The sequence below is a fragment of the Chryseobacterium cucumeris genome (genome assembly GCF_001593385.1).
Lineage (GTDB): Bacteria > Bacteroidota > Bacteroidia > Flavobacteriales > Weeksellaceae > Chryseobacterium > Chryseobacterium cucumeris.
In genome coordinates this window covers 538528-560506 of sequence record NZ_LUVZ01000023.1, presented here as the reverse complement: position 1 = coordinate 560506, position 21979 = coordinate 538528, and the positions used below count along the sequence as shown (strand labels likewise).

At 34.6% G+C, this 21979-nt stretch carries 18 protein-coding genes; 17 read left to right on the top strand and 1 reads right to left on the bottom strand.

What is annotated here, in order from left to right; genetic code table 11:
• Window positions 1-2: 2 nt before the first annotated feature.
• The 14 genes from A1704_RS14965 to A1704_RS14900 all read left to right on the top strand — a co-directional run bounded on the left by A1704_RS14965 (window position 3) and on the right by A1704_RS14900 (window position 17163).
• Entirely contained in the window at window positions 3-1286 is a 1284-nt protein-coding gene (locus A1704_RS14965) for a condensation domain-containing protein (protein WP_062674714.1), read from the top strand.
• Window positions 1283-2536: a phthiocerol/phthiodiolone dimycocerosyl transferase family protein gene (locus A1704_RS14960; protein WP_062674712.1), complete on the top strand. Its 1254-nt coding sequence runs from the start codon at window positions 1283-1285 to the stop codon at window positions 2534-2536. Before A1704_RS14965 ends, A1704_RS14960 begins: the two co-directional genes overlap by 4 nt.
• Window positions 2533-3081, top strand: a complete 549-nt coding sequence (locus A1704_RS14955; RefSeq protein ID WP_062674710.1) for a hypothetical protein — start codon at window positions 2533-2535, stop codon at window positions 3079-3081. The genes A1704_RS14960 and A1704_RS14955 overlap by 4 nt, the downstream gene beginning before the upstream one ends.
• Before the next feature lie 209 nt (window positions 3082-3290).
• Window positions 3291-4121 (top strand): helix-turn-helix domain-containing protein, encoded by an 831-nt coding sequence (locus A1704_RS14950; protein WP_062674708.1) that lies wholly within the window; start codon window positions 3291-3293, stop codon window positions 4119-4121.
• 46 nt (window positions 4122-4167) lie between these two features.
• Window positions 4168-4584, top strand: coding sequence for a hypothetical protein (locus A1704_RS14945; protein ID WP_131797518.1), 417 nt, complete (start codon window positions 4168-4170; stop codon window positions 4582-4584).
• Window positions 4585-4897: 313 nt separating this feature from the next.
• A complete protein-coding gene (locus tag A1704_RS14940) occupies window positions 4898-5422 on the top strand; it encodes a hypothetical protein (protein ID WP_131797517.1) in 525 nt (174 codons plus the stop codon).
• Window positions 5423-5497: 75 nt separating this feature from the next.
• Window positions 5498-6301: a fimbrial biogenesis chaperone gene (locus tag A1704_RS14935; protein ID WP_062674702.1), complete on the top strand. Its 804-nt coding sequence runs from the start codon at window positions 5498-5500 to the stop codon at window positions 6299-6301.
• Window positions 6294-7322 (top strand): hypothetical protein, encoded by a 1029-nt coding sequence (locus A1704_RS14930; RefSeq protein ID WP_062674701.1) that lies wholly within the window; start codon window positions 6294-6296, stop codon window positions 7320-7322. The genes A1704_RS14935 and A1704_RS14930 overlap by 8 nt, the downstream gene beginning before the upstream one ends.
• Window positions 7323-7363: 41 nt before the next feature.
• Entirely contained in the window at window positions 7364-10120 is a 2757-nt protein-coding gene (locus A1704_RS14925; RefSeq protein WP_131797516.1) for a hypothetical protein, read from the top strand.
• Between the two features lie 457 nt (window positions 10121-10577).
• The gene (locus tag A1704_RS14920) at window positions 10578-11642 is read left to right on the top strand and encodes a DNA cytosine methyltransferase (protein ID WP_062674697.1); all 1065 of its coding nucleotides are present in this window, start codon (window positions 10578-10580) and stop codon (window positions 11640-11642) included.
• A complete protein-coding gene (locus A1704_RS14915) occupies window positions 11632-14550 on the top strand; it encodes an ATP-binding protein (protein ID WP_062674695.1) in 2919 nt (972 codons plus the stop codon). Before A1704_RS14920 ends, A1704_RS14915 begins: the two co-directional genes overlap by 11 nt.
• Window positions 14528-16246 (top strand): response regulator receiver domain, encoded by a 1719-nt coding sequence (locus tag A1704_RS14910; protein WP_062674694.1) that lies wholly within the window; start codon window positions 14528-14530, stop codon window positions 16244-16246. The genes A1704_RS14915 and A1704_RS14910 overlap by 23 nt, the downstream gene beginning before the upstream one ends.
• Window positions 16247-16282: 36 nt before the next feature.
• The gene (locus A1704_RS14905; protein ID WP_062674692.1) at window positions 16283-16738 is read left to right on the top strand and encodes a hypothetical protein; all 456 of its coding nucleotides are present in this window, start codon (window positions 16283-16285) and stop codon (window positions 16736-16738) included.
• Entirely contained in the window at window positions 16738-17163 is a 426-nt protein-coding gene (locus tag A1704_RS14900; RefSeq protein ID WP_062674690.1) for a very short patch repair endonuclease, read from the top strand. The genes A1704_RS14905 and A1704_RS14900 overlap by 1 nt, the downstream gene beginning before the upstream one ends.
• A 62-nt stretch (window positions 17164-17225) precedes the next feature.
• Here the strand turns inward: A1704_RS14900 and A1704_RS14895 are convergent, their stop codons facing one another.
• Complete coding sequence (locus A1704_RS14895; RefSeq protein WP_062674688.1) at window positions 17226-17663, bottom strand: helix-turn-helix domain-containing protein; 438 nt, start codon at window positions 17661-17663, stop codon at window positions 17226-17228.
• A gap of 297 nt (window positions 17664-17960) precedes the next feature.
• On the opposite strand from A1704_RS14895, the gene A1704_RS14890 reads away from it, so the two are divergent.
• The 3 genes from A1704_RS14890 (at window position 17961) to A1704_RS24510 (ending at window position 21921) form a co-directional block, all read left to right on the top strand.
• Window positions 17961-18473: a hypothetical protein gene (locus A1704_RS14890; protein WP_062674686.1), complete on the top strand. Its 513-nt coding sequence runs from the start codon at window positions 17961-17963 to the stop codon at window positions 18471-18473.
• Between the two features lie 763 nt (window positions 18474-19236).
• Entirely contained in the window at window positions 19237-20406 is a 1170-nt protein-coding gene (locus A1704_RS14885; RefSeq protein WP_062674684.1) for a PDDEXK-like family protein, read from the top strand.
• 243 nt (window positions 20407-20649) lie between these two features.
• Window positions 20650-21921, top strand: a complete 1272-nt coding sequence (locus A1704_RS24510; RefSeq protein ID WP_062674682.1) for a restriction endonuclease FokI C-terminal domain-containing protein — start codon at window positions 20650-20652, stop codon at window positions 21919-21921.
• The last annotated feature ends 58 nt before the right edge of the window (window positions 21922-21979 follow it).

Below are 21979 nucleotides of genomic sequence, written 5' to 3'. Positions count from 1 at the left end.
CTATGAATCAACCTATTAAAAGAAGATTGCTATTTGGAGAACGTATGTTATTGGGAGACGGCTCAGAACCCTTTAACGCAGTTATTCCGTTCAGACTGAGAGGTACCTTTACTTTAAAAGATATCCAGCAGGCTCTGGCACGAATCCAAAATAAACACCCATGGCTGAGAGCATTGATCAGCCATGATGAAAAAAATATTCCATGGTTTAATGTTCCTGAAAAACCTGTTTCTATTCCTGTAAGAATCGTCACCAGAAAAAGTGAAGATCAATGGCAGGAGGAATCCAGGAAAGAATGGAACACCACTTTTAATTACGAAAAATTTCCCCTGATCCGGTTTATCTGGATCAAAGGGGAAGACGTTTCTGACATGCTGTTTGCGTTCCACCATTGTCTTTGCGATGGTGGTTCCGCAATGGCCTTTTTAAAAGAATTTCTTATCGTTCTGGACAATCCGTCTGCCGATATCGGGATAGAAAATCCCATAATGGGAATTCAGGATGTGGTTCCTTCCCCTATTCTGAACAGCAGAAGACAGAAACTGAAAGCCAGATTTATCGGAAGACTGGCTGCTACTGCCATCAAATGGCTTCCGGTAAACAAAAAACCTGTTGAAAGACAGAATGACTATCTGATCCATGGAAAACTGGATGAGGAAACAAGTCAGCAAGTGATCGCTTATTGCAAATCGCAGGAAGTTACTGTCAATACATTTTTGAGTGTTGCATTGTTACATTCATTTAAAAAAGTAAGAGGTAAAAAATCTTTCAATAAAGTTTCCTGCCCGGTAGACATCCGACGTTTTGCCAAACAGATTAAAGCAGATCATATCTTCGCTTTCGGGCTGATGATTGTGATTTCCTTGGATGAAAAGCTAAGCTTCACAGAGAATCTCCGTGCCATGCAGAAATCTGTAGAACAAAAAGCCTCAAAACTGGATCCTTATATCACCATGATGGTGATGGAGTCCGGACATGATGCACTGAAAAGTTTCACAAGGCTTTTAAAGAACGGAAAATCTTCCAACGACTGTATGTTTTCTAATCTGGGACCACTTCAGATTCCTCATGAGTATAAAGAGTTTACAGTAGAGACCATCTTCAGTCCGTCAGTCATTGGTCCGCTGGGAAACACCACAACTCTGGTGGTTTCTACTTACCGTGGAAGGATGGATTTTTCAATCATGGGAAGCGAAGGTTATATACCTCATACTGAAGTAGTAGCAATCCGTGATGAAGTTATCAGAACAATTCAATCACAAATAAAACAGACTGCAGTATCATGATCAAAAGACCTTTAATGATGGTGGAAAGGATCATGTATGTAGATCCGGAAACACCTTTAAATTGTATTTATTCAGCAAGAATCAAGGGAGAAATTCCTGAAGAAAATTTTAAAACGGCTTTAATAAGAATCCAACAGAAGCATCCTATTCTGAGAACCAATATTGATCATAACAAAGGGCGCTACCCTTTTTTTATGGGACAAAGAGATATTGAACCTATTCCCCTTCGTATTGTGGAGCGTAAAACAGACGAAGATTGGTTTAAAGAATCTGAAAAAGGATGGTTTAAACTTTTTGAAACTCCCAAAAAACCACTTGCCGAAGTAGTATGGGTAAAAGGACAGGGTACTTCCGAAATCCTTTGGATTATGCCTCACTGTATATCCGATGGGACCACCGGTGTCACTTTACTACGTGAACTTCTAAGCTTACTGGACAATCCTTATGGTCCGTTAATTCCTTATGTTGCTTTTGAATCTGTTGATGACTTCCTGCCTTCGGATTTTAACATCGGAATAAAAAAATATAAGGCCGGTCTTTACCTTCTGTTTGCTAAAATATTCTTTTCCATACAGAAGAAAAGTAAAAAGAGAAATCAGGGAAAAAACTACGCCATTCATTGGAAAATGACTCCAAAGGACACCAAAATGATCACTGAAAAATGTAAAGCCAACGGAATTTCCGTGCATGCTTTACTTTGTTCTTCGGTGATGCAGGCGTTTCGTGATGTTCAGGGAGACCGCGCCAAAGGTAAGGTAATCAGTCCTGTAGATGTACGTCATTTTATCCCGGAAATTAAAGATGATCATTTGTTTGCTTTTGCCCCAACGGTAGAACTTTCCTTAAAAAAAGGCAGCCAGGATGTTCTGAGTAATGCCAAAGAGATCAAAAAGGATCTTATTGAGAAAATCAACAAGCTGGAAGCCCGTGAACTCCTTTGGATGGGTGAACATATGCATCCTGTTGTGGAACGTATGATCAACATGCTGAAGTCCAGCGAAGGCGGGCATGATATAACCTTATCCAATATGGGAAAGATCAATATCCCGAATGATTATAAAAATTTCAATCTGGAAACAGTTTTTAGTCCTACCGTGGCTTTCCCATGGCTGAATTCTAATACGTTAGTCACCAGTACATACAACCAACAGATGGACTTCACTTTCATGTCCAATGAAAATTTTCTTCCCAAAGAGGAAGCTCATCTGATAAAAGATAAAGCCATTGAGCTTTTGACCACCTCTCTATGAAATTTAAAATAAAGCCTCCGAAGCCCAAACCAATAAAGAAAACCACCCTCAAACGCTTTCTCATTAAGCGTACAATTTACTATGTCCTTCCGAATGTATTTTTTAATTTCATTATTGCCTATGCCAGTTTCAAGGAATTAGGCTACACGCATTTTTTCTCCGGGACCCAAAACCTGGCCCGTCTTACCCTGCCAATGGCCATTTTTCTTCCGGTGGTGCTTACCATTGATATCATCAAAAGAGTAACGGATGCCGCCAGCCAGGAAGCCATAGAGTTTACGGTAGATGAACAGTTGAATATTAAAAAACTTATGACCAGGCTTAGCATTGTACATGGTTTGATTACAGGACTATTGGTATTATCCTTACTCTTTATAGGACAGTATAATTTCTCAAAAGATTATAAACTGGATGCAACAGCAATGGCAGTCGTGGTGGGAACATTGGCAGGAATTCTGTCAGTGATTTTTGTATATCTGCCGGTTTGGAGGTTGAGAAGATGGATGTGCAAAGTGACATCAGTATCTGCAGAGACAAACCCTTGATTTTCGGACAAAAACAGCTATACCACTGTATATCATTTAATTAAAACAAAAAAAAAGGATAACGATACCCGGATGATCATAAGGTCACCGGGTATTTTTACGTACAGACTGACTTAATTTTTTTCTTTAAAACCAGATATTTGGTAAATTTTTTATATTTATATGAAAAATTTGCAAGAATTTTTCTTGGACAGAATGACTAACAATGTATGTACAGAATAACGGATCAGTTAAAGAATATAGGATTCAGTATCAATCGTTTAGATTATCTTATCAACAGAAATAACAACAAAAGAGAATTCAACACCTTAGAATATTTTTGTATTTATATCATTCTGGAAGATATCCAGTTAACGATAGACAATGTTCCCTACCCGCTAAAAGGGGGAAATATTGCCTTTGTTGGCCCCCAAAAGAAAATCGTTTTTGGGGAAACCAAAAGATCGGATGTTTATTCCATTGCTTTTTCATCCAGTTTTTATGAAAGATCAACCAAAGACAGCCTTTTTATCAATTCGCAGCTTTTTTATAATTATAATTCTGAAATATTCATCGCTCCATTCTTCAATGTGGAACAGATGAGGGTGATATTCCTGGAACGTATGGAAAGTTTCCGGAAAAAGGACGAAAGCTTATATATAGCTGCTGCCCATAATGCCATAGAAAGACTGATGCTGGATGCCCTTTTACATATTCCCACCGAAGAAATCAAAAAGGACATCAAATTTGACTATATGTACTATGTCAACCGGTTCAAAATTCTGCTGCAAAGAGATTACAAAAAGGCAAAGAAAGTAGCTTATTATGCGGAAGAACTTAATATCTCCTCAAGGAAACTCACTGAGATGACAGAGTATGTACTGGGCAAAACAGCTAAACACATCATCATTGAAAAACTCATTACTGAATGCAGAAAAGCCCTGAATTTTTCAAATTCCACGATCTCTGAAATATCTTATGATCTGGGTTTCAGCAATGAAGGAAATTTTACCAATTTTATTAAAAAACATACCGGAAAAAATCCCTCAGAAATGAAATAATTTGTATATTTACATAAGTAACCTTTTGGGGAAAAATACAGGTTATATGCTTGCAAAGTACATAATATTCATTTTGTTCTATTTTGCTATTACAAAATCATTTGCCCAGGCAGCAGACGGTTTAAGGCTTAACGTAAGGCTTTATCCGGTACAGATGCTTGCTATAGGCTCAGGATTTTCGGACGATGGAAACGAGTCTTCCTTCCGGGAGGTTCAGTCTGTAACCATCTCAAGTCCGACAGGGTTTCAGCTGAATGCAAAGTATGATGAATATCGAAGTACAATCGGTAATTCCGAAAGCAACAGAGAAAAGTTTGAAGAATATCCTCTTATTAACCATTCTAAAGGAGTGGTTCAGGAGCAATATCCTATCCAACATGAGATTGAAAATGCTATGGAAAATTTAAGCGTTAACAAAAGTGACGACGAAAATTTTTTAATATTAACTCTAATTTCTCAGTAAAAAATAAAGCAAGGCCTAAAAAAATAACTATGCATCGAATAACAATCTTGCAATTTATTCATTCCCTATATATTAAGTAAAATTAATGTTTAAGATTAATTAAGCATTCTTTTTACTTTATGGTGATTTTATCAGCATTTAAATGATACTTTTTATGTAATTATTCATAAAAAGTACTGATCAGTGCGCGCCTGTTTCTTCGTAAAAATTCACAAATAATAAGTATCTTTTCACAAAGGTCCTGATGTTCTTTGTATTTACCTTTGCATCCGCAATTTTAAAAACAAATAATACAAAAAACATCCTTAACCTTATGAAAAATTTGATCTTAGCTTCTTTTGCTATCCTGGGGTTCACAACATTACAAGCACAACAGAATGTAACCCTTAACGTGAGACTTAAACCTATTCAGACTCTTGTTGTTAACAACGCTCAAAAAATCGTTAACCTAGACTACGAAACCAAAGATGACTATGCCAACGGGGTATCTTCTCTTAACGCAGATCACTTAAGCATTTACAGCACAGGAGGATTCCAGGTAAAAGTAAAAGGTGGTAACGATGTACTACAGCAGGGAGGTAAAAACATCCAGGCTAACACGATCCAGATTATTGCAAGCGCAGGCTCGGACGCTGTAAACGGTGCCCAATATGCTCAGAATGTACATTTATCATCTAGCGAAACTACTTTGTTAACTTCTTCTACCGGAGGTGTAGACAAAAAAATCAATATTGAATATAAAGGTGCAGGAAATAATACTTACCTGGATAACTATATCGCGGGACAAGGCCCAACAGTATATACTACTGAACTTACGTATACCATTATTTCTCAATAATAGATATCATTTTGTAATGATAAAGTGTTGTACCTACCACAGCACTTTATCAACATTTAAAAACTAATCTCCGTCATGAGCAGACTTTCTCTTCTCCTTTTCAGTCTTCTTTTCCTACTATCTTTTCACGGATATGCACAAACAGGAGTTTCGGTTTCACCGCCAAGACTGTACTTTGAGTCGGGAAACGGAAACAGCAATACCCAGACAATAACGGTAACGAATGTAAGTGCCAAAAATTCTCTGGACCTGGCTGTAAGTTTAGGAGATTGGGAATATGACGGCAAAGGTGAGAATGTAACGTATCCTGCCAATACCCTTCCCACGTCCTGCGCAAGTTGGGTTTCGGTCAAAAAAGAAGATAATTACTTTACGCTGGCTCCGGGAGAAAAAAAAGATATTGAGGTTACCATTACGGTTCCTAATGCACTTTCAGACCAACTGGCTGCCCATACGGCTGTTTTATATGTAAGCCAGATGAATCCGGTAGATGATGTGGATCATAAAGGCGCCAATATCAAGGTAAGCATACGCTCAGGAATCAAATTATTCCACAAGCTGCCTGCCGCCAAAACGAAAAAACTTGAAATCCAGAATCTGGTATACGGAAAAACAACCAATACAGTCAACCTCTTTTTTGAAAATCAGGGCGATATATGGGGCGACGGAAAAATTTACACTGACTTTGTGAATACCCAAACCGGAAAAAAAGTATCACTGGATCCGGTTATCTTTTATTCCATGCCCGGAAACAAAAGAGAGATGAATATCCCTCTTCCGGCAAGCCTTGAAAAAGGAAAGTACACCGCTTCTGTAATGATTGATTATGGAGACAACAACAATCTGGAATTGGGAGAATTAAGTTTCAGCTATGAATAGTAAAAAACTCTTCTGTTTCTTTCTGTTGATTTCCCTGAGCTGCTTCTCACAGGTCAATTACAATTCCTGGATAAACAGCTATTTACAGATTAATTCCTACAGCGGAAATACCAATCCCGATGCTTATACCTTTACCCTGGCTGGTAACGGCGCGTTTAATATTCCTTACTGGAAAATATCCATGAAGCTGAAGCAGCCTATCACTTCTACGGACGGAAATTATACAATGCCTGCCAACAAAATATCCTTTCAGCCGGGTTCCACTTCAGGACAGGCTTATCCGGGACCTGTGCCCACCATTCCTCAGATCGGAATGCCGTTAAATACTTTTCTTCAGGCCAACCAGGAAGTCTTTTTAATTCCACAGTCCAATGCAGCACTGTACAATCAGCCGCCACAGCCCAACGGCTATTATAACCTGCAGGTAAAATACAGCCTGACCGTTATGGGAGGATCCTATCTTGGAAGCTACCCTTCCTGGACCCGATTTAATGTTCCGGTTCAGTTTACAGCGTATGACCAGTACAACAATATTATCGGCAGGGCTGATCATAATTTCCAGATTCACATCGGAACGCTCAGCGGAACTCCGACCGATGTACCCGAAATGTCGCTTCAATTTTCCACAAAAGCAGTCAACGGATCACTGGAATTCAAAAGCATGTCGGATTATATCAACGGAGTAAGTGTCACCTATTCCAATGGACTGATTGTAAAAAGCAATACCAATTACCAGATCAAATTACGTTCTCTTCAGGGGCAGTTCAGCTCTCCAGCCGGAAACTACATTGCTTTAGGAACCGTAAAAATGAATCTCATCCCCGTTTCTGGAAACAATGGGAATGTATATCCTATCCTGCTGAGTGCTTCTCCCCAGCTTATTGCGACTGGAGGCTCCACCGGAAATTCAAGCTTATATTACGATATCCGATATTCCACCAAAGCCAATGATGAAAGACTGATTAATGCCAAATCGGAAGAATATTCCACCACTCTTCAATACGAGATTATCCCCCAATAACCATGCTTCAAGACCTGTTCAAAAAAATTTTTTTCATTTTTTTGATTTCGTTTCAGATATGGATTCCGGCGCAAAGCAGTTCCGGGATAAGTCTTGATATCCGTAATGAATCCAGAACAGATAAAACAGGCATTCTGGATCTGATCATTGTCCTTGACAATCAAAGCACAAATGATTTCAAAGGAAAAATAAACATTACCATTCCTCAAGGTTTCAGGAATATTTCGGGCAACAGTCTTCAGGTCGAAATGAAATCCGGTGAACATCTTTTCATTCCGGTAAAAATTGTAGTCAGTAATAATGCCGTTTCGGGTGAATCCCGTATGGGTTTCCGTCTTTCTGACCAGCAGAATAAAACAATGGCGGAAAAAGAAATACCTTACACCGTTACTGAAAACAATGCCATGCGCATCACGGCAGAAACTCCTCTGATTTATGTGAATAAGGCTACCGATTCGGTAGAAGTAAGGGCAAGGGTTTCCAATCTTGGAAACAGAAAGCAGCATGTAACGGTTGTCTTTAAAATTCCAGAAGCTGAGCAGGGAAATCCTTTTATAGAGAAAACAGGAAGTATTGGCGTGCAGAAAGATTCAGTCTTTGTGTTCCGTTTTCTGCCTTCCAGAATCAGATCCCGCAGCACTCAGATTTCCGTCAATATCGCAGGTTTCAGAGAGCCGGACAGAGAAATATTCGGTAATACCAGTGTTTCTGTCCAGAATGTTTCTTCAGTGCAACGTTATGAGGATATGGAATCCACTGCATTTTCCAATTTTACCAAAAACACCATTACGGCAAGTTACAGACATGCCGGGGAAAACCTGGACATGTATCAATTGGTAGGTTCCGGAGGTTTCAACCTTCCTTCAGGCTATATTTTCATCCGGGGAAATATCTATACCATGAAGAACCAGAGCGATCCCATTGTAAACAATACCTATCTGACCTATCACAGGGAAAACAGTGAATTCAACATCGGAAACATCAATAAATTACTGGAACTTTCTCTATTCGGAAGAGGGCTGGAATATTCCTACACTTCTCCGGATAAAGACAAAAAAATTGAAGCAGGTTTCGTAGACCAGACCTACAGCCTGATCGAAAGAAATTCTTTTCTGAAATATGGTTATGGATTTTACACCAGAGGAACCCTGGGAGCTCAAAACGCTTCCCGTAATATCTCAGGAACGTATATTTTCAGGGACGATCCTTATGAAAAAGCCAGACATCATGTAGCCGGAACAGACCTTCAGTATGCTTTCGGCAAAGACTGGAGAACCAACACCAAAATGTATGGCGGACTGAGTTTCTACGAAAACAACCAGCCCTCCAAGCCTTCTTTAGCTTTGGAATCCCAATATTCCGGAATGATCAAAAAGGTCAATCTGAACGGAAATTATTTCTACAGCACAGATTATTATCCCGGAAACAGAAGGGGAATTTTGCAGATTCAGCAGAATTTCTCTACCATGATTTTCAAAGACCATAATGTGTATGCCAACATTACGGCTTCCCATTTTTCACCCAAGTTCTACTTTTACGACAACACCCTGAATTCGAGCAATCTAAGACTGGATACAGGAATCAACTTCCCTAAAAAAGGGAATTTCGGGATGGGACTTGGCTACCAGTATCAGGAAGAAAATTCCAATTCTTATAATACTTTCTTCAATGCCCAGCCTTATGAGAACACAAAACAGCTAAAAGCCCAGCGTTTTACGGAATACCTTACCTGGCTGAGCCCTGATAAGCAACACTCCTCCATCTTAAGCATGGAGACAGGATTGGTTCAATATCCGGATAACGACAAACAACAGTTTCAGATGAAAGCAAGCGGAACTTACAGCTACAAATGGCTTACCGTGAACGGGATCTATCAGCATGGAAGTTATTTCCTTTCCGAATATGCTTTTTCAAAAATGATGAACCAGAGCACTCCTTACAAAAAGCTTTCCCTTTCTGCTTTTGTGAATAAAAATTTCTTCAACCGTCAGCTGAATGTCACTTCAGGTGTTTCTTATACGGATGATGTTCTGTACGGAAAATCGCCTTCCGGTTTTATGAACCTGAAGTATTCAAGGGAAAAGTACGCCCTGTACCTGAACTCTTCCTACTTCAGCTATACTGCAGGAAGCTTCACCAATAATCTGTTGACCGTGGAAGCCGGTGTGACCGTCAACCTTAGAAACAGCACCCTTGATCCGGGTAAAAAAGGTGATATCAAAGCGTTTGTTTATTATGACCTGAACGAAAATAATATCTATGATGAAGGCGATAAAGAAGCGGCAGGCTATCTCATTATGCTTAACAATATTTCATTTAAAACCGATCCGTCAGGTTCTATCAGCTACCGTTCTATCCCTTACGGAAAGTATGCCCTGAAACAGGTGATCCAGCAAGGCTGGTATTATGATGAAACCGAATTTATCGTAGACAAGCACCACTACTCTTTTGAGATCCCTCTTCATCAAAACGGAACGACCCAGGGAAAAATAACCTATGATTTTGACACCAAAACAGCAGTAGATTTCACACCCAAAGTCGGAGGTATTCTCTTCAATATTTACCGCAATGAACAGTTAGTACATCATATCATCACCGATGACAACGGTGAATTTGCCTCCTTCCTACCCTCCGGAAATTACAGGATTGAGCTGAACAAAAACTCTCTGCCATCCAATACCTATTGCGAACGCTCTACTGATACTTTTAAAGTGGAAGCCGGGAAAATAGTACAACTGGAGCCCTTTGTAATTAAGGTAAGGGAAAAGGTGATTAGGGTGAAGAAGTTTGGAAGTTAAATACTGATATATCTTACCGATTGAAGAGGTTAGTTCGTCGGAAGATATCAACTTTCTCATAGATAAAAAATATCTCAAATAAAATCAGTTAACTAACATCTAAAACAATGGATTTTGTTCTAGTAAATGGGTTAATTACAAAAAAATTATATATTTGTAAACAACCATTAAAAACTAAAACCATGTTGACAAATAGATCTCATACAACTACTGTATAAATTTACTTAAATCTTTAACTCAATATTTGATATTACAAAATATAGAAAATTTTATTAATTACTTACGGTTTTCCGTAATGATTATAGAATAAAACTGTATAATATTGTTACCAATAATTGATATGTTATAATCTTACTTATATTTAAGTGAATATAAACCTATTAACTATCATTTTAAGTAATTTTTATTTTGTATATTTTTGCAATTACTAATAATTTCAAAATAGTAAATTAAATTAATGTCCGATAAAAAAATTAAAGCTGTTGATTTCTTCTGCTCCGGGGGTGGAATGAGTTGTGGTATGCAACAAGCAGGAATTGAAATAATAGCAGGAATTGATCATGATATTTCTTGTAAAGAAACTTATGAAGCCAATATTAAAGGTGCAACATTTATTCATAAAGATGTTTTTAAATTGGAAGAAGAATATCTTGAAAACACCCTAAAGCTTAATAAAAATGATGATAATTTACTACTTATAGGTTGTAGCCCATGCCAGTTCTGGAGTATTATCAATACTGATAAGAAAAAATCAAAAGAATCTAAGGACTTATTAAAAGAATTCCGACGATTTGTTGAATATTTCAATCCGGGATATGTTGTTGTAGAAAACGTGCCTGGTGTTCTTAGAAAAAAAAGGGCCAGTGGCTTGGAAAGCTTTATAAAATGGTTAAAATTAAATGGTTACAAAGTTCATTTTAATGTACATGAAGTAAGTGAATATGGAGTTCCTCAATATAGAAAAAGATTTACATTAATAGCTAATAGAATAACTGAAGTTGAGATAGTTCCAATTGCTCTGAATAGCAAAAAAGTTACAGTAAGAGATGTACTCGGTACACATAATGGATTCCCAGAAGTATTGCATGGAAATAAAGATACATCTGAATTCTTGCATACAGTAGCAAGACTTGAAGAAATAAATTTAAAAAGATTGGCAATAACACCAAAAGATGGTGGGGATAGATTAGGATATGTTTTTGATAAAGAATTAGCTCCTGCTTGTCATTATGGAAAACTTGACGGATTTAGAGATATTTATGGACGTATGTGGTGGGATCGCCCCTCACCCACTATAACTACAAAATTTTATAGTATGTCAAACGGAAGATTTGTACATCCTGAGGAAGACCGCGCTATATCCTTGCGTGAAGGCGCCGTATTACAGTCATTCCCGAAAAATTATAAATTTAAAGGTACTAGTGTTGCTGGTATAGCAAGGATGATAGGTAATGCCGTTCCCCCTAAATATGCATCGGCAATTGGTCACGCAATAATTCAAAATCACAAAAATGCAGTTTAGAACTAAGGCAAGAGCTGTTGACTTATTAGGAAGGGGTCAGATTGCTGATTTACCAACCGCCATAACAGAACTATGGAAAAATGGTTATGATGCTTACGCTGATAATCTTAATGCAGAATTATTTAAAATCGGTTTCGATGAATTAGAAAATAATTATTTCATAATCTCAGATGATGGAAAAGGTATGTCTAATTCTGATATTCTCGATAAATGGCTAGTTTTAGGAACCGATTCTAAATCCAGAGCAGAGACAGATATTGAATCTGAAGAAACTCTTTGGAAGAAACCTCGTATTAAAGCAGGAGAAAAAGGGATTGGAAGATTATCTATTGCTTATCTAGGTAATCCTATGTTAATGCTCACAAAGAAGATAGGTTACCCATTACAGGCTGTATATTTTGATTGGAGACTTCTAGAAAATTATAATTTATTTTTGGATGATATTATCATTCCGATTGAATCAATTGATGATTTAAATACAATTGATACAGCCTTTACAAAGTTGAAAACATCATTTCTAAAAAACTTTGATAAAGAAAAAGATTCTGATAATAAATATATTTGGGAAGATAAACAAATTGAATTAAAATCTGAAATTATCTCAGATACAAAAAATACTAGATTAGAGGAACCGATACTTAAAAGACTTAAATCATTTTATGATAATGAAGATAGCCATGGGACAATATTTCTTACATTTAACCCTATAGATCAAATCATTGATTTATCTGATAAAGATGAAGATGGTCTTGAAGATCGTAAATTTGTAATTTCCAGTTTAACAGGCTTTACAAATCCATTTAAAGATTTGGATTTCAAAATAAATAATACTTTCTTTATTAATGTTAAAGAAGAAACTTTTAATTTATTAAATTCAAGAGGCAACTTTTTTACCAAATCTGATTTTGAATTAGCTGATGTATTAATTAAAGGTGAATTTGATGGCTATGGGAGTTTTCAAGGCCAAATTAAGATATATGACGAAATAATTGACTATAATTATACAAATCCACGGCAAAAGGATAAAAGGCGATTTTACGGAAGAATACCAATTGAGTTAGGATACTCACAAGGGGAAGAAAAATCATCAACATTAACCGAAAACCAATTTAATTCGTTAAAAACTAAAGTTAACGAATATGGAGGGCTATATATATTCAGAGATAATTTTAGAGTACTACCCTATGGTAGAGAAAATGCGGACTTTTTAGGTTTCGAAGAAAGGCGTTCCAAAAGAGCTGGTACTGCTTATTTTTCATATCGAAGAATGTATGGCTATTTAGATATAACTAGAGAACGTAATGAAAATCTTAAGGATAAATCCAGCCGTGAAGGTTTAATTAATAATGCTCAATATCGAGCATTTACAAGTGATGCCATTAATTTCTTTGTAACATTAGCACAAGATTATTTTGCAACAGAAGCAAAGCAATCTATTTTTTTAGATAAGAAAAAAGAATTAAATGATCAACATGAAGCTCTAAAAGCAGACAAAGCAAGAGAAAAAGCTGATAAGGTTGCTTTTACAAGATCCCTTAATGAATACCCCAAAAGACTAGAAGAACATCAAAGTAAATATGAAAATTTACTTTTTGAGTTAAGTGAAAAATTAGAAAGTTTAAATGTTACTTATTCAGATGTAGAAAAAATATTAGATGAGCTTCAAGTAATGGATATAGAATTCAAAAATTTAATTCCCAAAACCCCAAAAAGATATAAACCTACTGAGGCACAGAAAGACAGGCTATACAAATTTGAAAATCGTTTAAATGATTATATTGAACTAGTACAACCAAAAAGAGAAGAGTTGAACAGAAAGGCTCAAGATAAACTAGAGATCAGAGATTTAAAGATTGATTTTACAAAAAAATATAATAGCTATATATCTTCATTAGAAAAAGTACTGAATTACAATAGACGAGAACTAGAAGAAAAATGTTCTTCATTACAGAAAGACTATCGAGAAAGAGCCAAACGTTTCGTTACAACTCTTTCTGAGGAAAAAGAACAAATTATTGCTGATATTATTTCTAAAGAACAAATTAGAGATTATACATACAAAGTTGAAATTCAATACAACACACTGTTTAATGAAGCACAAAAAACCTTATTCCCATTAGTCGAACATATTAAACGTTTATCCTTTGATATCGATGAGGAACTAATACAAGGAGCATATAAGGCTCAATATGATCAAATGCGCTATCAATGGGAACAAACTAGAGAAACAGCTCAATTGGGAATTGCTGTAGAAATTATAGATCATGAATTCAATCAGTTATACGCAAAAATAAATAATCAATTAGATATATTAAGTAATATTGATATAATAAATTCAGTTAAAGAGTTTGGTTTCCTAGAAAAAAACTTTAAACAACTAGAAGATAAATATGCTTTATTATCTCCATTATATAGGATATCTGGATCTTTAATTAAAGAGATTTATTGCAGTTCTGTTTATAACTATTTACTTCAGTTTTTTGAAAATCAAATCAAAGAATATAATATAATTTTTGAGGTCTCTGATGATTTTAAAAAACATATAGTTTTTATTAAGGAACCAATAATTCATACTGTATTTATAAATATTATAAATAATGCAATTTATTGGATGCGAAATAAAGAGTTACGTATAATAAAGCTTGATTATTTATCCGAGACTAATGAAATAATAATTGCAAACTCTGGCGAAAAAATGCTGGATTCCCGACTTGATAAAATTTTCGAATTATTTTATTCTCAGCGACCTAACGGAAGAGGTATTGGTCTTTACCTATCAAAACAAAGTTTAAATGAATCAGGATTAGATATTTACGCAACAAACGATAAAAAATATAACTCTTTAAACGGAGCTTGCTTCGTTATTAACTCAATAACCATAGAGAATGTACAGTCAAACAGCATTTAATATATTAAATTCATCAATCAATTCAGCCGTTTTTATTGATGAAAAAGCAAAAGATTTTTTTTCAGCAACTTCAATTGATAGCGATATAGTAGAAGAAAAACTTTCTGTTGATTTATTTAAAACTTTTAAAGAAAATGGGAAGAGTCTAGCTGTTCACAAATTTGAGGTTTCAAATCTTAAAGATAATAATACTTTAGATTATTTATTTAAAGGAAAAGACCTTATTCTATTAGATTGGGAATTAGCTGGACTATCGGGGCAAGACTACTCTTTAAATTTACTTAATAGAGCTATTAGTGCTCCATATATTAATTTTTGTTGTATTTACTCTAGCTCAAAACAGTTTGATGAAATCCCACTTTTTTTAGATGCTTATTTCTCAGGATTAAATAAACAAGATTTTGAAACGATAAGGGATACTTTTGAAACTTTAGAACCTCATGAAATATTAAGCTTTTGGAATAATACTACTAAAAGCTACGAAGATTTTTTTGAAGAAAATTTAATAGAGATAGATAAGTTTCCTATTCAAAGAATGCAGAATAGACCTCCGGATTTACTTTTACGTTATATTTACATTTCTCTTAATATTGAAAGATATATTATACCTTATGAATCTTTGAATGAGCACGAAGTATTAAATGTGGGAGACGGGTCTTTTATGATTAATAATACTTTTGTCTTAACTTTAAAAAAAGAATTTGAAACAGATTCAGATTATAAAAAATTACTAAAAAGGATTTCAGATATAATCATAAAAAATAAAGGAAGCTTTTTTCAATTATTAGGATTGGAAATGCAAGCTATTTTTAATTCAAATGAACGATTTATTGATGAGACTATTTTAAAATCTTCAACTGAAGCTCTTTTTCAATTTAGGAATCACATTAAAAATGATAAAACATTTGGTATTATTATTAAGAAGCTATTATTAGAACAAGCAACTTTAAAATTAAGAACTGCTAAACTTGAACTTTTAAATTCAGAATTTTTAGATTTCAAGAGCAATGAATTAAAAGATAAAGTACCTAATAATGAAGATCTATTTCAATTAAATGTTTTTTATAATTCCGTCTCTGTAAAAAGCTTACATCAAAATGATATTCCCAATTTGAATTTTGGAGACGTTTTTAAAGGACTGGGAGATGATTATTATTTATGTATTACAGCATTATGTGATTGCTATGATCCATCAAAAATAGGAAATAATTATTTTTTTGTGAAAGGAAAAGAATTTCCTGATATAGAAATGGCTCTTATGCTGGGAGATACCGCCTTTATTAGTTTTCTACCTAATAATAAAGCTATTTTCTGGGGGCATCCAGATAATCCAATGCTAAAAAGTTCTAAAGAATATAACTTCGATGAAAATACCGAAAATATTAATGTTTTGAAAGATCAAATAAAGACATTAAACAAGAAAATTGAAACATTAGATAAAAATATTAATAAATTATCTAAATTTTTATACAAACCATATTATGTAAAACCAAAAAGCTATTTTGTAGAAAACAATAAAATGGTTGATAATAAAATTAGAATGTGGGAATTAACCAATTTTAAAGGTAACGAAGATTTATTAGATCTTGATGTTTACTATGTAACGACATTAAGAAACGATTATACTCAAAGAATAGCAAATCATGCTTTTTCACACCCTGCGAGAGTTGGAGTCGATTTTGTAAAAATTAAGTAAAAGCACTTAATAAAATAAGCACCTGTTTAAAAAAATATGATAGAAATTCAAGATATTAAAACCAATAATAACAATGATATTGTAAACTTATTGTTAGATGAGGAACAACCTTTTGATATTTATTTTCCAAAATATACAATTCTTTTTTCAAGTACTAATGAAGACATTGCTTATGATTATGCAAGGTTAGCGTATGTTGGCTATAAATTAAACCTACTATCAGATAATATTAATTATGATGTGGTTCACCCTCATGATCACAGTAGTATTTCTTTTGAAATAACTACAAAAAATATAGACTCATTAGCAAGTTTACTATTAGAGCTTTCTTATTTATACGAGAACGATGACGAAAGTGATTTAGAATATAATTTCTGGGATGATGTTTTCCAATATATATATGAAGTAGAAAATAATATTAGTCCACCAACATGTCCAGAGTTTATTGAAATTTATCATGAATTTGTAAATAAAAATACACAAGAAGATTAATGTCTGACATCTTTTCATCTGAAAAACGTTCTGAAATCATGTCCAAGATTTCTGGAAAAGAAACAAAGCCGGAAATCTTGGTAAGAAAATATTTATTTGCTAATGGATTTAGATTTAGAAAAAATGATAAACGTTTTCCAGGAAAACCTGATATTGTTCTTCCAAAATATAAAACTATTGTTTTTATAAACGGATGTTTTTGGCATGGGCATAAGAACTGTAAAAAAGCCAAACTACCCGAAACTAGGAAAGAATTTTGGGAAAATAAGATAAATAGCAATATTATACGGGACCAACAAAATACTGATTATTTGGAATCAATAGGATGGTCAGTAATAGTAATATGGCAATGTAGGTTAGGAAAAGACAAAGAGCATACATTGTCAAATTTGGTTGATGAAATTCATGATAACAGGCCATTATAATCAGCTTCATTACTAATAAAAAAGGTTCGACATTTCTGTTGAACCTTTTTCTATATCTTAAGTTACCCTTTCTCAATCAACCTCTCCAGCCTCCCCATCATCTCATCCTTCTCCTTCAGCATCCTTTCATAAAGCTCAATCTTTTCTTCATTTAATTTTTTGATTTCTTCTAATGCTTCCAACCATTTTTCAGAAGTATTAATCGTAGGATTTATCTGAAATACTTGACCTGTGGCATTATCATTAACAGTGGTCACTGTATTAGCTATAATATTCACCGCCTGCTCCTCATCAAAATTCTGAAACGCTTCCACTGGAATTTTCAATACTTCGGAAATTCTTTTCAGTAAAGGGTCTTCAATAATTTCTTTCTGTTCCAGCAGAGAAATTTTCTTCTGGTTCCAGTCGTCCCCAAGGTCAAGAGCCAATGCTTCCTGCTTGATGCCCAGCATTTCTCTGAATCGTTTTACATTGCGTCCCTGATGTATTGTATGTTCCATGATAAATCAACATTTATGAGGTTTAAATATAGAAAAATATTTATAAAAATGCCCCCTAAAAAACAGCATAATTACAATCTCTGTTCTTCATGCTGATACTGTGAAACGAGCCTTCTCTCCTATTTCGCCATTTCCGTTTTTATACCCTCTTTTTTTCATCAAAAAGTTAGAAAAAACAAACGCTGTTATCTGGTTTTCACTTTCTGACGAACATGCGTTAAAAATCTTACAATCCCCTGTTTTTCTATGCCTGGCACTCGCTATATTTGATCCTACAAACCAAAAAAACACAATATTATGGCACTAGACAATTTAATCAGTGTAAGCTTTTCAACAAGTGATCTGGAAACTATTGATAAAGCAATTCAGGACATCCAGTCTGTACTGTTGGGAAAAACCATCAACCTTACTCCGGATCAGCGACAGCAATATGGAAGAATTGCCGAACAGAACAAACTTTTCGTCAATAAAGCCAAAATCTACATGGAACAATATGCCCAATATGTTCCTAACTTCCTGGATAAAGCAGAATTCGATAAAGATTATATCGCCAGAGAACAGATCGAACAAAGACTGCAACAGCTGGATTCTTTAACTGAACAGCTTTCAGACACCAAAGTATTGCTGGATCACGATAACTATCATAACGCCATCAGTTTCTACCGAAGTATTAGATACCTTTCCGAGGAGAATGTACCGGGGACCAATGTTATTTATGATGATATGAAGCAGTTTTTTGTGACGGCACAAACTCCTCAGCAAACTCAGGTTCCTCCGTCCTCAGCAGATCCTGATACATCTTCTAAGTAAAATAGTGTTACATTCAATACATCCTCTCTCAACATGAGCACGTGAAAAACGTGCTTTTTTTGTGATGATCCATCTGCTTATTTTTGGTTGGAAATCGCAAAGACGCAAGTTCTTATTATAGGGCCGCTGTTTAAGGCGCAAAGATTTTATCTCCGATAAAATTGCTATAACCCAATATACTTACCTGCTGAAAATCTTTGATTTTCTTGCGCCTTACAAAACATATCAATATTGAAAACTTTGCGACCCTGCGTTTAAAACAAAATAATAAGCCATTGCATCTGAAGAAACAGAATATTTTAAAATGCAAAGGTTTTATTGATTCGAATTGATGATTGGAGGAAGCAAAGGAATGGTGGCTGTACCACTGATGAAGCCAGACGAATAGTGCTCATGATTCTTACAATAGTATTTTACTCCTCTTGCCTCCTTCCTAACACCCTCCAGGTAGTACAGCAACCCTCTCTACCTCTTTGGACAACGGTCTCTACCCTCCTATATAAGCAGGTGGAGCCCCTTATCCAAGTCCGTCTACCCCCTTACCCAAGGGGGTATAGCCCCTTCATGAAGGGGGGTGGAGACCGTTCATGAAGTCCCTCCAGAGGCTTGGTGAAGGGGCTAGAGGGACTTCCGAAGGGTCTATGGGTACTTCTGAGCAATATTTATAGTGACTTTTAAGATAATTTACGCTTTCCCGTAAGCAGAAGCTGGAGATTTTCGTTATTATTGCCAAGAAGAGTAAAAACAGATTAACTAATACATCATGAACGATTATATTTCTTTTTTCCGGGAGATCCAGGCCCGCTCTAAGTTTGAGATGGAATATGAAAAAAGACATTCTAACAAATTAGCTTCTAAATTCAATGCTATGAAGTTCCTGAACTGGAACGAAAATAAAGTCTCCGAAATAATAGCATTTTTTCTGGATCCAAATGAAGACCATGGCCAGGGAGATATTTATTTGAAATTGTTCAAAGAAGAATTAGGATTGTATTTCCCTTATGATACTCAGAAAAAAGTTCAGGTTATTTTAGAAGATTCAACCTTTGAAAACAGACGAGTAGACATTGTCCTAAGGAACCAGGACCAATCAAGTGTTCTGGGAATTGAAAATAAAATTTATCCCTGGACAAAAGATCAGGAAAATCAGGTTGAAGATTACTTAAAATACTTACAGTATATCAGTAATAATCATTATCAGCTGCTCTATTTAACCCCAAAATCAAAGGAATTAACAGAGTACAGTGGTGGAAAAGAGATTGAAAGACTGATAGAAACAGGAAAACTCTATTTAATCAACTACGAAGAGCATATCATACCTTTATTAAAAGAATTTATAAAAAATACAGAAAATGAAAGAGTACGTTGTTTTCTGGTAGATTTTGAAAGTCAACTTATTGAAAATTATATGGGAAAAGAAAATTTAGACCTGGGTTCACTAAATCATTTTATCACTGAAACTGAAGAAAATATAGAAACGGCTTTTAAAGTATCCAATACTTTAAATTCGATTAAACAGGAAATGAAAAATCTTGTTGATCAGCAAATGTATCAACTTGTAGATGAGCTAACCGAAGAATTAAAAATGCGGATCATATATAATGAACAGTTTCATCATTTTGAAATTCCTGTCTTTAAAAACTTTTTCATAAAATTCAATTATGAAGAAGGTGGAGTTATTTATGGTTTGGTAAAAACACCTCAATATATGGATTCACACTACGATAAAGTATACCTGAATGATCTTAGAAATTATTTAGGCGTAAAATTCAGAACTTCACATTGGTGGCCTTTATTTTTCTTACAATATCACAACATAGAACATGATGCTGCATTCTGGATTGATGTTAAAAATGGTACATTTAAAGAATTTATGAAGAGTTTTATTATTACTGTTTTACAGTCACCTAATGAATTAAAACAGGATCTATAGTGTATATGAATTATTTCATGTGCCATATACTCAATAAATCTGTGTTTCCTCATGAGTAAAACTAAAGATTTTCTTATTATTGCTATCGAATATTTCCAAAAATTAAACATTCTAAATCAAAGCGTAATTCCTTTTATTCTGAATAATAATTAAAAAAGAACAAAATTTCAAAAAACCATGATTTCAAAACAAAAAACACAATACATTCAAAAAATATGGGATAATTATGTCGCTAATTAAAAAGTGCATGATACCAAAGGGAATGAGCTTCCTAATATTGACGAGGAAAGGCTCGCTGCAATTGTTGAATTAAAAAAATTCATCAATGACTTTCATTCGGATAAAATTAATATTTATCAATTTAAGACCAATGTAGATAGTTTTAATAAAAGAAATAATTTGTGGGGATTTACTGCAACAAAAGGACAAATGTTTTTCAATCAATTAGTGAAGAATAGCGAATCCAATATCAAGGACTTAACCAAACTAATCCAAGAAACCATTGCCGAGCCTAAAAACCTGGAAGAAAGTTTTACTAAAATTGCTGCTTTAGAAAAATATAGCCAAAATATTTATTCAAAAGCAAAAGATAAAAGAAGGGCTCCTAATCCTGGTTCAGTATCTTATTTTCTGTCTTATTTCTGGCAAGTTCAAGATTATGAGAAGTGGCCCATTTTGTATACATCATTAATAAATTCTTATAGAGAGCTTGAACTTTGGAATGAAACGGAGAGCCAGGTTGAAGCATATAAATATTTTTACTTATTAAATGAAGAAATAAAAAAGTTTTTAGGCTCTTACTCCGGGAAGGATATAAACAACTGGTCAGCGGAGCATGCTTTCTGGAACTTTAAAGGGAATCCTAATAAACAGTCTCCTGCTAAGTTGAAAAAAGAAGAAGTCGAAATTTTAGAAGTTGAGGAGGAAAAGACCATTACAGTCAGTACCTCTTTCGAACTGACAGACTATCTGATTCCAAAAGTGGCTAAACTTATTGAACTGGGAAATGACAAAGAAAAATCATCTTCTTCAAAGGGAAGTGCTTATGAAAAACTAGTTTGCGAAATTTTTAAGCAACTGGATTTTGAAGTGAATATATTAGGACAGGGCTCAGGACGCAATCCTGATGCCATTATTAAACACAGTGATGATGATACTGCATTTCTGATAGATGCCAAAGCATATTCAAACGGCTATGCTCTTGGGCTTGATGACAGAGCTATCAAAGAGTATATTGATAAGATTATCCCAAGCTTACAAAAGGAACGATATAAAAAATTTGGATTTATTATTGTCAGTAATTCATTCAAATCAAATTTGGATAGTTTCATTAATGAAATTACCTGGAATACAGATGTTAGAAGATTTATATTGCTAACTTCTGAGGCTCTATTATATTTACTAGCGTATAAAACAAAAAATAGAATTTCAACTTCTTCAATCATTGAAACTTTAATTAGTCTGGGAAATCCAATTGAGGCTAAAGACATCATTGGAAAGTTAGATGATGTTTAATCTTTTAATTGATCATTTTCTTACCTAAGCTGCTCCGGATTTAAGTCTTTTAAAAGAT